Source organism: Reichenbachiella sp. (assembly GCF_039969095.1).
Classification (GTDB): Bacteria; Bacteroidota; Bacteroidia; order Cytophagales; family Cyclobacteriaceae; genus Reichenbachiella.
On record NZ_JBDVOL010000011.1, the window covers coordinates 179,496 to 194,042 of the forward strand.

General features: G+C 38.9%; 11 protein-coding genes. 3 read left to right on the forward strand and 8 right to left on the reverse strand.

Features of this window, described 5'->3' with window-relative positions; genetic code table 11:
* Positions 1-27: 27 nt before the first annotated feature.
* From ABJH98_RS09345 to ABJH98_RS09370, 6 genes are all read right to left on the reverse strand, one after another.
* A complete protein-coding gene (locus ABJH98_RS09345) occupies positions 28-4,734 on the reverse strand; it encodes a glycosyl hydrolase family 18 protein (RefSeq protein ID WP_348307401.1) in 4,707 nt (1,568 codons plus the stop codon).
* Between the two features lie 302 nt (positions 4,735-5,036).
* Positions 5,037-5,480, reverse strand: coding sequence for a 50S ribosomal protein L9 (gene rplI / locus ABJH98_RS09350; RefSeq protein WP_348307402.1), 444 nt, complete (start codon positions 5,478-5,480; stop codon positions 5,037-5,039).
* Between the two features lie 9 nt (positions 5,481-5,489).
* Positions 5,490-5,741, reverse strand: coding sequence for a 30S ribosomal protein S18 (gene rpsR, locus ABJH98_RS09355; RefSeq protein WP_263050496.1), 252 nt, complete (start codon positions 5,739-5,741; stop codon positions 5,490-5,492).
* Positions 5,738-6,094 carry a 30S ribosomal protein S6 gene (rpsF, locus tag ABJH98_RS09360; RefSeq protein WP_084370701.1) on the reverse strand — a complete coding sequence of 119 codons (357 nt, stop codon included), beginning with the start codon at positions 6,092-6,094 and terminating at the stop codon, positions 5,738-5,740. Before rpsF ends, rpsR begins: the two co-directional genes overlap by 4 nt.
* A 452-nt stretch (positions 6,095-6,546) precedes the next feature.
* The gene (surE, locus tag ABJH98_RS09365) at positions 6,547-7,317 is read right to left on the reverse strand and encodes a 5'/3'-nucleotidase SurE (RefSeq protein WP_348307403.1); all 771 of its coding nucleotides are present in this window, start codon (positions 7,315-7,317) and stop codon (positions 6,547-6,549) included.
* A 93-nt stretch (positions 7,318-7,410) separates the two neighbouring features.
* Positions 7,411-8,037 (reverse strand): DUF4136 domain-containing protein, encoded by a 627-nt coding sequence (locus ABJH98_RS09370; RefSeq protein WP_348307404.1) that lies wholly within the window; start codon positions 8,035-8,037, stop codon positions 7,411-7,413.
* A 175-nt stretch (positions 8,038-8,212) separates the two neighbouring features.
* Here ABJH98_RS09370 and ABJH98_RS09375 point away from each other — a divergent pair, with 175 nt between their 5' ends.
* The gene (locus ABJH98_RS09375) at positions 8,213-9,418 is read left to right on the forward strand and encodes a saccharopine dehydrogenase family protein (protein ID WP_348307405.1); all 1,206 of its coding nucleotides are present in this window, start codon (positions 8,213-8,215) and stop codon (positions 9,416-9,418) included.
* The gene (nspC, locus tag ABJH98_RS09380) at positions 9,419-10,546 is read left to right on the forward strand and encodes a carboxynorspermidine decarboxylase (protein ID WP_348307406.1); all 1,128 of its coding nucleotides are present in this window, start codon (positions 9,419-9,421) and stop codon (positions 10,544-10,546) included.
* Here nspC and ABJH98_RS09385 read toward each other — a convergent pair whose 3' ends face one another.
* Positions 10,547-12,439, reverse strand: a complete 1,893-nt coding sequence (locus tag ABJH98_RS09385) for a T9SS type A sorting domain-containing protein (RefSeq protein WP_348307407.1) — start codon at positions 12,437-12,439, stop codon at positions 10,547-10,549.
* 43 nt (positions 12,440-12,482) lie between these two features.
* A complete protein-coding gene (locus ABJH98_RS09390) occupies positions 12,483-13,340 on the reverse strand; it encodes a PASTA domain-containing protein (protein ID WP_348307408.1) in 858 nt (285 codons plus the stop codon).
* Positions 13,341-13,469: 129 nt separating this feature from the next.
* Between ABJH98_RS09390 and ddlA the strand changes: the two genes are divergently transcribed.
* Complete coding sequence (gene ddlA / locus ABJH98_RS09395; RefSeq protein ID WP_348307409.1) at positions 13,470-14,546, forward strand: D-alanine--D-alanine ligase; 1,077 nt, start codon at positions 13,470-13,472, stop codon at positions 14,544-14,546.
* Position 14,547: the final 1 nt, after the last annotated feature.

Genomic DNA, 14,547 nt, shown 5'->3' on the forward strand with positions numbered 1-14,547 from the left:
AAGGACATTTGCCCAAGTATTATATTCCTAATGTTTGACCACTCTGTATGTGGTGACTTCGTCTCCAATTCCTAATCTAAACAGATACAATCCTTTTGGCATCTGGTTTGAGTCCCAAGTCACATCATGACTACCAAGGCTAAATAGTTCACCTTTGACTAAATCCATCACTTTTGCTCCAACTTGATTGTAGACAGCCAAAGTTACCTTTTCTTCTTCTCTCAACGTGAAAGACAGGTTTACTACATTACTGAAAGGATTAGGGTAAAATACCAAGGCGTCCATCTCTTCTTCGATCAAATCCTCACTTGAGTCATCGGACTGATTTGAACTTCTGGCACTTGTAGCACCTAACGCATCTAAATAAGGTCTGTGATTATTAGAGAATTCAAAGTTGTTGTATTCATCCCAATTAATCGACCACGTCATCAATCCTCTGAAATTCGGATACCCGTCTGGATTTACCATGGTATAATTGCCTCCGTAGGAAATACCCTTCACCAAATAATCGAGTGCTTGATGAACAGTTGCAGGAGTAGTATATCCACCACCCGCGGCTTGCGTAGAAGCGGGTAGACCAATAGCCACCTGATCTTGTCTCAAAGCAGGAAAATCGGTAGCATGTCCGGGTACAGGAAATCCCTGTAGTAACATCTCTGCCATCGCCACTTGAAAGTCAGCTGTACCCTGCTGATAGCAAGGGCTATTTTGACCTAATCCCAACATACAACCTGTATTGTAATGTTGTACATGAATATAATTCAAGCGATCCTTAAATGCATAAATTACTGGCAAATAAGCACCGGCTCCTCCTCCATAATTATTGAGTCCACCCTGAACATAGAGTGTTTCAGGTGCCGCAGTTAGAATCAACCCTGAGCCAAAATGGCTAAGAATGGTTTGTGTTCCATTGATAAAATTAACTATCTTAGGACTGGTTGGATTTCGAAAATCGCTATCTCCAGCGTCAAGCGAGAGGGAACTTCCTTCCAAGTCAATGTCCAATCCATCAAAACCATATTCTGTAATAATATCAATCATAGAACTGCTGTAATTTTGTGCATCAGAGGCATCATCTAAGTGAATAGCACCATTCGCTCCTCCTAATGAGATCAACACTTTTTTACCCTGACTCTGCAGTGCAGCCACATCATTTTTGAATTCTTGTACCGTAGGGTAGATAGCATTATCAGGTGTGAATACCATCGTGGAACCTAACTGTGTAGATGGCTCAGCAAATGATACATTGATCACATCCCACTTATCGGATACTTCGCTCAACTTCATCCCTCCTGCGCCATTGATAAAGTTGTGCCAGTACCCCACCAAGATCCGATCTGGTAAGTCTCCTGCTGGTGGCGTTACTGTGCCCACAGTAATAGTTACAACCGTAGATTCAGTTGATTCATTTAAATCATCTGTAGCTTTGGCCATGAGTTGATGACTACCATCTATCGAAGTCCATGAAAAGTTATAAGGCGCTGACAAATCCTCACCCACTTTTACCGCATTCACATAAAATTCTACTTTAGTTACCGTACCGTCAGCATCCGATGCTGAAGCATCGATACTTACCGTTGAACCTGAGTTGAAGTTGGTACCGCTTGAAGGCGAGGTAATAGACACTTCTGGAAGTTGATTTCCAGGAGGGTTAGTGCCACAGTCACCCAAATCATTCCAAGCATCTTGCCAATGAGCACCTACGCCAGGCTCATACGCCCATGCGCTACCGTCGCACCAGCCACTGTACGGATAGTCTTTACACTGATATTTTTTGCCTGCATTTTGTACTTCACTACCGGCTGAATATCCTCCATTTTCCTGATACTGAGGGACATTGCATGAGCCTCCTTCTGCCGTTACAGTAATATTAATGACGCTTGATGTGCTTGTCGCACTCTCGTCATCTGTAGCTATAGCAGTTAATGCATGATTTCCTTCAGTGCTCACCCAATTCAAACTATATGGAGAGGATAGATCTTCTCCTAGTTTAGTAGTTCCTGTAAAAAACTCTACTTTAGTTACACTTCCATCTGAGTCATTGGCATCTGCTGCGATCGTCACAGTAGTACCTTCAACAAAGCTTACGCCCTCACTAGGTGAGGTAATGCTCACAGTAGGTGGAACATTAGCCCCTGCCTCAGTCACTGTTATATTTACCGCAGAAGAGGTGGTGGTAGCACCTTCATCGTCAGTAGCGACAGTTGTTAACACGTAACTACCGGCAGTATATGCCTGTGCATAGCTATATGGGAAGGAACTATCCTCACCAACCTTGCTTCCATCTACAAAGAATTCAACTAATATCACTGAACCATCTGAGTCACTTGCAGAAGCATCGATTGTAATTGAACCTTCTTCAAATGAATCATTATCTGAAGGACTGGTGATAGAAACGCTTGGTGCTATATTACCCGGGTCTCCACATGGGCCTAGATTTATCCAAACATCATATTGTCTTGAATGGGTAGATGGATCGTCATTTTGCGTCCACCATTTAGCTTCATACAAAGTACCAAGATGCGATACTTGATCCTCCCCATTATAGACAGATGCGGCATCCCATGCCGGTACAGTACAACTACTAGGCGTAGTTGAAGATACTGTTATCTGATCGCTTGCAGTAAGAGCATCGTAATCAATAGCTGTAGCAACGATGGTATAATTGCCATCAGAAGTAGGTGTCCAGTCTACCGTATACTCACCTCCATTTAGCACAGCATTATAGTTTTGACCATTCACATCAAACACAACAGATGCAATGGTTCCATCACTATCTGACGCTGTGGCTGAGAGCGTGATGGTATTGCCAGTCGTAAGCTCAGCTCCTGAAGTTGGGTTAGAAATGGTCACTTGAGGATTTGCGTTTACAGTACTGTCAGACACAGTCACCGCTACGGCTATAGAACTTGCTGTAGCTCCTTGATCATCTATTGCTTTTGCGCTTAAATTATAATTTCCAATAGCAGGGTTGGTCCATGTATATGAATACGGTGAAGTAATATCTTCACCCAGTTTGTTACCTCCTTCAAAAAACTCAACTTTACTCACTATACCATCAGTATCAGATGCCGTCACATCCATAATTATTGGCTCCCCTACTTGATAGGTAGTTCCATCTTGTGGTGCGGTCAAGCTGACATTCGGAGATTGATTTGAGGGATCACTTCCTTCAGCAAATACCTCATTCACCGTATTGATCAAAACTGAATTTACATTAGACCAACGTTTAAGTTTAGACCCGAATGCCTGCATTGAACCGCTAATCTCTAAATCACCATACACAGTCCACACGATGGTTCCTGCAAGATTATTATCAATTACATATTGTGCTTTCAATGCTATAGATTGTTCATTATCGTAGCTCAAGAAATAGTTTCCTTTGGTAAGGTATGGGACTTTAGCTTGATCATCCCAATGCTCAGTCCAATCGCTTCCACTACCCAAAGCCTGCTGCTTGATATAATAGAAATTAGGTGTGCCGTCATATACATCTTTGGGCCAGTTGGTAAAATCTGCACAAGTAACAATTGGCCCGTCTGGCTGAACAGTTTCGTTGCGTTTCAAAGTAGTGGTATTTAGCGAAGCGGAACCATCAGTCACTACGCCTCTGCCATAGAAAGCAGATCCCATATTGATCTTATTGGCAGGAACACCTAAACCGATCAACCCGGTAAATGTATCATGCCAGTTGGATTCGGGTGCTTCAGCACCATCATACGCATAAAGGGGTGAATTGTGTCCCGCTTTATTGGACCATCCTCCATTATAGTCATAGGACATCATATTGAAGAAATCCATGGTTTGTGATAAGGCAGGCCAATCGAATCCTTGCAGTTTCTGAACAGATGCAGAAAAAGCGGCAGTAATTAGTTTGTCAGCTCCAATTGCATCTCTGATTTCTTGTACCAATGTTGTATAATTGGCATAATCTGCATTTGAACCTGTAAAATTCATTCCGGCAAAAGGTCCAGGGTACTCCCAATCTAAATCAATCCCATCAAATCCCATATTAATAAGTTTTTCACAATCGGCAATGAATGTGGCTCGTTTCACAGGATCAGCTGCCATTTCTGGAAAATGCTTACACATACTCCATCCGCCTATAGATGCCATCACTTTCACACCGTTGGCATGTGCCATATCCAACAATCCTGCTACACCGCCTTCCTTGGGTAGTGGCAAAGGCAAATTACCATCGAGTCCCCAACCAGGGTGACTCCATGAGTTACCTCCAACTTCTACAACATAACCGTAAGATTCGGCTCGTTGTTTGGTCTCTTCATTGATGTATTGCACAGCTTCTATTTCACCGAACAGTATATGAAAATCCCAGCTACTATATATATCAGTAAATAATATATCACTAGGTGCCTGAGTCTGACCTTCCTGATAGATATTTTTATTTCGGTGATCCCCACTATGCAAAGAACCATCTTCTGCTACTCCAAAAAAGGAATAGTTGAGAATCGTATACTTGGAGTAATCAATATTTAAGTGAGTCAATGCTCCCTGGGCAGGCAACCCCGCATTTTGAGCTTTCCATGCATCCCACTGCGTGATATAACCAATAATTTCTTTTGAATGATCAGCAGTTGTAGCAATTCCTCCGGTATTAACTTGGGCATTGATTACCGAAATGAAGAAAAATTGTAATAAAAAATACAAAAATAATTGATGCAGTCGACGATGGACACACCACTTCCAACTCATCTTTTGATATGAGTGTTTCATAGCTTTTTAGTTTAGGTAAATAATTAATTGAACTTTGGTATGCGCTTACCAATTTAGAATGTAGAAATTCTGTTAGAAGTTCAGTAATTATTTAGCTCAATGGGACGAAGCTGTAGCGGAATTACAAAAAACACCATGTGAGGCATGTTGCTCACCATAATTCAAATTTAGGTGGGGACTTGCCAGGAAAGGATTCTGTCAAGAACTATATTTTTTCTTTTAAAAATTCAATTTATGAAATGCTAAACAAAAAAAGCGACACTATCGCTAGCATCGCTTTTAATATTTTAAAGTTGAGTAACTTATTCAGCTACCACACTAATGTTTACATCGTGCTGAACTTCTTTGTGCAAATCCAAAGACACCTTGTAATCACCCACGTTCTTCACTTGTGTATCAAAACTGATTTTCTTTCTGTCGATTTCAAAACCTTTAGCAGCTAAAGCGTCAGAAACTTGCAATGCAGTAATTGCACCGAAAATTTTACCACTTTCTCCAGCTTTAGTTTTGATCTCCAATACTACCTCACCGATAGATTTAGCCAAATCTTCAGCATCTTGTCTAAGCTTCTCTGCTTTATGAGCTGCTTGTCTGATGTTTTCTGAAATCATTTTCTTGTTAGAAACGCTTGCAATGATCGCAAATCCCTGAGGGATCAAATAGTTTCTACCATACCCTGGCTTTACATCTACTGTATCGTTCTTATATCCAAGGCCTTTGATATCTTCTTTCAATATAATTTCCATGTCCTTGTCTTATTTAAGTGAATCAGTAACGTAAGGCAACAAAGCAATGTGTCTAGCTCTTTTGATAGCTTGAGAAACTTTACCTTGAAATTTCTGGCTAGTACCAGTCAATCTTCTTGGCAAAATTTTACCTTGTTCGTTTACGAATTTCAAAAGGAAGTTGGCGTCTTTGTAATCAATATACTTGATACCATTCTTCTTGAACCTACAGTATTTCTTCTTCTGATCGGCTCTGTTTATTGGCTCGTTTACTAATGTCATGATTTTGCCTCCTCTTTCTTTTTGTTAAATGCACCGCTTTTTCTCTTCACATTGTAAGCCAATGCATGCTTGTCCAATGCAGTCGTTAAGAATCTCAAGATCTTCTCGTCTCTTCTGTATTCAGTCTCAAGCGCGTCCACGATTGTTTCCTCTGCTTCAAACTCGAACAATTGATAAAACCCTGTTTTTTTGTGCTGTATCGGATAAGCTAATTTCTTAAGGCCCCAGTTTTCTTCATTGATGATTTTCGCACCATTGTCTACTAGTACCTTCTTAAACTTTCCGACAGCATCCTTCATCTGATCATCAGACAAAACGGGAGTTAAAATGAATACCGTCTCGTAATTTTTCATTATGAAATATTTAGTTTAAAAATTTTGAAGTGCAAAAGTAGAGTAATTGAATCCAAATGACAACTATCATCTAAGAATTATCCTTGTAGACAATTTTTATTTCATACTGAATTTTTACCCGACATCCATATTGATTAACTCGTTCTTCATCTTGATACCCGTCACAGGTTTCCTGGTGTTTAAAGCTCTCTTCGTTCCTTAATAGCATATCGCGAAGTTTGTTGGTAAAATCTATATAACCCTTTGTGCAGGTAGGGTTAATACAATCAAAATAGCAAATTACACTACTATCTGGACTAAGTATTCGCTCTTTTGGTTTTGATGCATATTCATCATTATCAGTATAACTCAGATTCACTTTAACGGATGAAATATTTTCATTTATCTCAGCAAGTGACTTATTCCTATGAATTCTATACAGATATTCTAATTTGTTCATTTTTCATCTCATATTACAAATCCCACTTTTCATTCAAATGACTGAAGGCGTGATGGCCTGTCAGATCAAACTGGCAAGGAACGATAGAGATGTAGTTATTGGCAATCGCCCATTCATCATTATCTTCTCCTTTATCATGATTCACAAAATTTCCAATCATCCAGTAGTAATCTCTTCCATGCGGGTCTCTTCTTTTATCAAACTCCTCTTCCCACCTGGCATTGGCCTGACGTGCTACTTTTATTCCTTTTATTGTCTCATTTTGTTTAGGAGGGATATTGACATTTAAAGCTATTCCTTCAGGCAATCCATTTTTCAACGCCTCATTGGCAATTTTCAAAATATATTCATCCACATGAGAGAAGTCCGCATGCCAGCTAAAATCACAAAGTGAGAACCCTATTGCTGGTGTACCCTCAATAGCTCCTTCGATAGCTGCAGACATAGTGCCTGAATACAGCACGCTAATACTGGTGTTTGATCCATGATTGATACCACTAACGACTAAGTCTACTTTTCTCCCTTTCAATACTTCATGTTTGGCCAATTTGATACAATCTGCTGGTGTACCTGAACATTTATACGCCTGAATGTCACCGAAAATATCTGTTTTGGACAAACGCAGTGTATCTCCAACTGTAATGGCATGCCCCATACCTGACTGAGGTCCATCTGGTGCAACTACGACCACTTCACCAATTTTTGACATCAAGTCAACCAATTTTCTTATTCCCTTAGAAGTTACTCCGTCGTCGTTTGATATTAAAATGAGAGGTTTTGACATAAATTTTTATTCTTTCGTTTAGACCAACAAATAAAGCAAAAAAAAGACCCAACATTCATTGGGTCTTGATCATTTCTCAAAGCTTATTAAAAATCAACCACCTTTGATTACATATCCATCAGCGATCAATCTAAATTCATTAAATATTTTTGAAGTAGCTACTTTAATATTCTTTTTGGCGTCTCTATTGTCTTTTGTGAATACACCGGAAGCATATCCTTGCCATACCGTTTGTTTCTTTTTTCTATCAAAGAAGACTACAAGAAGCGTCCCATCATTCATTTCGTAATTACTTACATTGTATTCTTCACCTTCCGCTGCGTCATCCTTAAAAAATTCATCCAGCTCTTCCTCATCCTCATCTTCAGCAACAATTTCATTATTCACCCAACTTTCAAAATGTGGCTGATTATACCCTCTGAGTGAAAAATTCTCATAGAATATTTTGTACATCACTAACAAGTCTGGCTTCTTCACATCCTTGAAATATCCTTGCGCCCCCATTCTTGAGGCTATCGTTTTTTCAAGAATTTCACGATGGAATAAGGTGTCATTTTCTGGACTAGTCATAAAACTATATGTTCTATACTTTTTAAATTTTCCACCGTAACTATAATCTGAATCTGTAATAAAATCCTTTTGAGAGAGGCAACTACCTAGCAGCACAATTGTGGCAAAAAGTAAGTAATTAGGGATTGATGTTGAAAATGCTTTTTTCATTGGTTTTTTGATTTACAATTGAAGCATCAATGCAATTACAAAAATGATTGAACTCTACAATTTATATAAAATTTATCTATTCTTAATACTAACACATATTAGAATTAATAAATTCTATTATAGACAAATAGATCGTAACGTTATATAAATTTGGACTAACAAAAACCTTATTACGATGTCTAGAATTTTAATCATTGGTGCTGGAGGAGTCGGCCGAGTAGTTGCTTTCAAATGTGCACAAAACGCAGCTGTTTTTTCTGATATATGGATGGCTAGCCGAACAAAATCTAAATGCGATCAAATCGCACAGGATGTTGAAAAGGATATAAAAGTAAAAATCAATACAGCTCAAGTAGATGCCGACAATGTCCCAGAATTAGTAGCATTGATCAACAAAATAAAACCAAAGCTAATTATCAATGTGGCCTTGCCTTATCAAGATCTTACTATTATGGACGCTTGTCTTGAGACTGGCGTCCATTATCTCGATACAGCCAACTACGAACCGAAAGATGAAGCCAAATTCGAATACAAATGGCAATGGGCTTATCAGGATAAATTCAAAAATGCTGGACTTACAGCCGTTCTCGGATGTGGTTTTGATCCTGGTGTCACTAGTATATATACAGCCTATGCGGCCAAACATCATTTTGATGAAATTCAATACTTGGATATTGTAGACTGCAATGGCGGAGATCATGGAAAAGCATTTGCTACTAATTTCAATCCTGAAATCAACATTAGAGAAATAACTCAGAATGGTAAATATTGGGAAAATGGAGATTGGGTAGAAACTGAACCATTTGAAATCAAACAGGAATTAAACTATCCAAATATTGGAAAGAGAGATTCATATGTCCTCTATCATGAAGAGCTCGAGTCATTAACAAAAAACTTCCCTAGCTTGAAGAGAGCTAGATTTTGGATGACTTTTGGTCAGGAGTATTTGACGCATTTGAGAGTGATTCAGAACATAGGGATGGCGTCCATTGTGCCTATAAAATATAAGGGTGTAGAAATTATTCCATTGCAATTTTTGAAAGAAACTCTACCTGATCCAGGCAGCTTGGGTGACAACTATGAAGGAGAAACTTCTATTGGTTGTAGAATCAAGGGTATCAAAGATGGAGAAGAGAAGACCTATTATGTCTACAACAATTGTAAGCATCAAGACGCCTTCAACGAAACTGGGGCTCAAGGTGTATCATACACCACAGGAGTACCTGCCATGATTGGTGCTATGATGGTTCTGACTGAACAATGGTCAGGAGCTGGCGTATTCAATGTTGAGGAGTTCAACCCTGATCCTTTCATGGACAAGTTGAACACCGAAGGATTGCCATGGCATGAGCAGCATGATGTTGATTTAGAGGTCAAGTAAATGAATAACACGGCCCCTTCTCCTTGTTTTGTACTAGATGAACAAAAGCTAGAGAACAATCTAAGTCTCATCAAGCGGGTAGCAGACCAAGCGCAAGTTGAAATCATCTTGGCCTTCAAAGGCTTTGCCATGTGGAGCGCTTTTCCAATCGTTCGTAAGTACATCACTGGCGCTACAGCTAGCTCTGTGCATGAAATGATGCTATGCAATGAACACATGAAAACTAAATCGCATACTTATGCGGTGGCGTATAAAGACGATGATATTGACCAAATACTTGAAGGTTCCAGTCACATTACATTCAATTCATTGAGCCAATTAGAGCGATTTGGAGAAAAAGCAAATGATTTAGGCGTATCTGTAGGCTTACGTGTAAACCCAGAATACTCTGATGTAGAGACGGATTTGTACAACCCATCCTCTCCTACTTCAAGACTAGGTGTGAAGTCAGAGAATATCATTAACGATCTTCCTGACTATGTTGAAGGTTTGCACTTTCACGTATTGTGCGAATCTAATTCTTACGCTCTGGAAAAAACATTAGCTTCATTCGAGGATAAATTTGGACACTTACTTCCAAACATTAAATGGCTCAATATGGGAGGTGGACATCTGATGACAAGAAAAGATTATGATACAGGTCATTTGATTCAAGTATTAAAAGCATTCAAAGCCAAACACAAACTACATTTAATTCTAGAACCCGGAAGCGCATTTGCCTGGGAAACTGGAACACTCAAAACCACAGTCATAGATTTAGTAGAAAATGGAGGCGTGAAGACTGCCATCATAGACGGCTCCTTTACATGCCATATGCCTGATTGTTTAGAAATGCCTTACCGGCCTAAATTAGCCAATGGATATCCTGAAGTTGATAAAGGACAATATAAATACCGATTGGGCGGAGTAAGCTGCTTGGCTGGAGATTTTCTTGAAGCTTATTCATTTGACAAGCCCCTAAATGTAGGTGATGAAATCGAATTTCTGGATATGATTCATTACACCATGGTGAAAACAAGCACATTCAATGGTGTACAACATCCGGCAATAGGGCTAAAAAAGAAAAATGGAGATTTTGAACTGATTAGAACATTCGACTATTCAGATTACAAAAAGCGCCTTTCTTAGTTAGTGGCGCACCACGATTTTTCTAGTTAATTGAGCTCCTTTACCTTTGATCTTCAGGAAGTATATTCCATTTTTTAGATCAGAGATGGTCAAATAATTTGAATTTCCTGATTTCAGTGTTTTACCAGACAAATCTAGTAATTCATAACTTTCAAACTCACCTTGAATATTGAGTTTATCATTGGCAGGGTTTGGAAATACCATCAACTGATCATCCAACTCATCAACAGAAGAAACCACAAAATCTGAGTCTTCGAATATGGCACGTACCATCACCATTCCTTCGACTTTATTGTTTGGGGTCCATTCATCTTCGGTATTGACAAATATCTTTTGAGTACCAATAAGATTATTGTTATCTAATCCTATACCAATATACTCATCGGTAAACTGCTGAAAGCTTAAGTAAAACTCTCCAGAAAGGATGGCCGGTAGATCAAAAGTAAAACGGTCAAATGCATTTAATTGTGCACTCCCAGGAATAATAAACTCTTGAGATCGAATAACGGAGTTTGGCGAACCAGACAGATCTTTCAGTACACTAAGAAGAATTTGTTTACCTGTTGGTGAAACTGGGTCAACATCAGACCTAGAGAATTGCGGGAAATGAATATCTATAGCCGTCAAAGTGTCTTCACTTGGAATGTTAAAATATATAGCCAACTGAGAATCATTTTTATTGAGTCCTGCAGCATACTCTGCGCCTCCATCATCGTAAGCCAGCGTGTGATGTACTTCATGGTAAGTTCTCACTGTGTCATTCAGTCTGTAGTTGTATTCATCATCCACAAGAAACTCTAGTCCACTATCGGTTACTTCCGAAACAAAATACTCGTCTTTAGAATTGAAAATCATTTCTAACTCTAAGTACAATGAGTCTGTTGACTCTGAACTCAACTGAGAAGCAGGAATTGGATCTGCCTCAAAAGTATTTCTTCCAAATGGAGTTAAAGAATTTCCACTAGTGGGTGGTGGATTGTAAATAACATTATCCAATAAAGTATCTCGAAGTATTAATGCTACCTCCACAACGTAGATACCCTGTACCAAACTAGATAACTCTACTTCAATTGGACTATATATCGTATCAGGAAAATTAAAAAGCACATCATAAGGAATCATGGTGTATTCACTGAAAATCGATGTCGGAATGCTTGCAATAGCCCCATCTCTTAATGACTCGCTATCCTCATGACGATCAATATTCAAATAGACATAGTCTATGTGCCAGGCATCATACGGTCCGAGACTATTTCCTGCAGCCCTGAAGCGAAACTGGAAACCAGAGTGGAAATACTTCTCTAAATCTATTTGCTCATATGCTTTGGTAAATGTATCATGCAAATTGTCTTTATGACCTATAAGTGTTAATTCTGTGATTTCGTTCCATACACTATCTACATCTAAGAACTCAACTTTCAAGGAATCACGTTGCTCGGGAGCCTCCGCTAAGCCACCCATTTGCCAATAAAACGAAAAATATACCGAGTCTCGTTTATCATTTGGAATGACTGACAAGTCAATAGGACTAGAAGTCAAAACGTCTACTGTTTCACTATTTACACCTGTGGGATTATGTGGATTTCCATAAATATCACTCCCATCAAAAGATACCACATTAAGCGTTGGCGATGACTTTCCCAAAGTTCCATTAATCAATGCACCAGTATTCGATTCCCATAACCTACTATCAGGGGTTACTGAAGAAAATGAAAAATCATCCCAAAAGGGTAACAAGATGGTATCACCAACCGCCTTTAATCTAGCATTTTCATGAACAGACTGTTGATTCGTAATTCGATTGATCGATCTCACTTGCAATTGTGCATAGCTAGTTTGTACAATTAGGGTTAACCCTATAATCAAACCCACACGACAAAAAATCAATTGCATATAACTATCAACGAATAATCGAACTATTATTTTAAAGCACCTGTTATTCTGAATCTAAATCCAAAGTAGGTGTCTCTTCCAGAGCAGTTGAGTCTACTTCTACAATCCAGAGATCTATCTCTTGACCAATTTTGGCTGTATTTTTAGCATTTGGCGAATGCTTGAAGACTCTCCCTGGTCGAGCATCTTTTGTTTCTATAATGACGTCACCATCAGAACCATCCTTTTCTTTGGAAATTTTGCCTTTTTTCTCATAAAAGACATCACCCAATTTTAGACCATAACCTCGCATCACGAAAACGGCTTCATCTAAGCCCATATCCGTAAGGTTGAGCATCTGAAAGGTCTGATTGCCCAACCCATCTCCTACTTCGAAGTCAATCTTAGACCCTTTCGGGATTTCATCTCCTTCTCGGATCTTCTTTCCATTATAATATTGCTCTAAAATAGTATTTAACGCAAAATCAGGTCTGTATCTTATATCACCAAGAACAAGCCCTAAACTTCTCAATTCTAACTGCGCATTTTTCAAAGAACGTTGAATCAAAGAAGGCATTTTTACGACAGGTGGCTGTGAAGCATTCAATGTGATATAAATTTTCCGCCCTTCTTTCACTTTAGCATTCGCTAAAGGAAATTGCTTGAGCACTGCCAATGCAGGGAATTTTGGGGAGTAGCCAGAATCAGGCTCTACCTCAAATCTTAAATCTCTTTCTTCCAAAAATTCATCTAAGTCCTCTAATAATATTCCTTCCAAATTTGGTACAGTCATGCTTTCCCCATGATTTGTGGTAAACGGCAGATAGACATAGAAAACAAACAGAAGTATAAAAATGGAAGCCACTCCGGCTAGCACAATGTGAATCAACAAGTCCTTCTTAGAAGGTTCGGATTTACTCATTTCTTTCTTTCAATAGGTGACGCGGCAAATTACATGGAATCATTGAAAAAAATAAATAAAAAGCCTTGATAAAAAGTCAAATAGATTATTGTCAACTTAAAATTCTTCTTTTATACATTTGCCATCGATATGGAGAATAAAATCAAAGTAGGCATCTTGTTTGGCGGCAAATCCGCTGAACACGAAATATCATTAAGGTCAGCTAAGAATGTGATAGAGGCACTTGATAAAAACAAGTATGAGCCCATACTAATCGGAATTGATAAAAATGGGCAATGGCTTTATAATAGAGACACTGCATTAATTCTCCACTCAGATGACATTGAAAAAATCAGCCTTAATCCTGAAAGTGACAGCGTAGCCCTAATTCCTCAGAGTGAGGGGCAATTGTCTGGTACTTCTCAAAAAATTGACGTGGTCTTCCCCATCCTTCATGGCCCCATGGGTGAAGATGGAACAATTCAAGGACTACTCAAATTAGCAAACATTCCATTCGTAGGTGCGGGAGTTTTAGGTTCTGCTGTAGGGATGGATAAGGACATCATGAAGCGTCTCTTGAGAGATGCTGGAATTCCAATAGGTAAATACATCACCATTCGATCGCATGAAGAGCGTCCTAGTTTCGAAACCGTAACTGATCAACTAGGATTACCTTGCTTTGTGAAGCCAGCTAATCTTGGCTCATCCGTAGGAATAAACCGAGTAGATACCACCGAACAATATCAAAGTGCATTAGATGAAGCCTTTTCATTTGACCACAAGGTCATTATAGAAGAATTCATAGATGGTCGAGAAATAGAGTGCGCCATATTGGGAAACGAAAATCCCAAAGCATCTATTCCAGGTGAAATTTCATTCACGCATAGTTTTTATTCCTATGAGGCCAAATATTTGGATGATCAAGGTTATAAAATTGATATTCCAGCCAAAATAACCGATCAGCAAATTGCCGAAGTACAAAAAATGGCGAAAGACACTTTTAAAGTATTAGAATGTGAAGGATTTGCTCGTGTTGATGTTTTCCTAACCAATGACAACAGACTTTTGGTCAATGAAATCAATACCATTCCCGGGTTTACTCAAATCAGTATGTACCCTAAATTATGGGAAGCTTCGGGTATAGCTTACACAGATTTGATAGATCAATTATTGCAATTGGCGATAGCCAGATTTGAAAAAGAGAAGCAAATCAAAAGCTCAGTCTAAA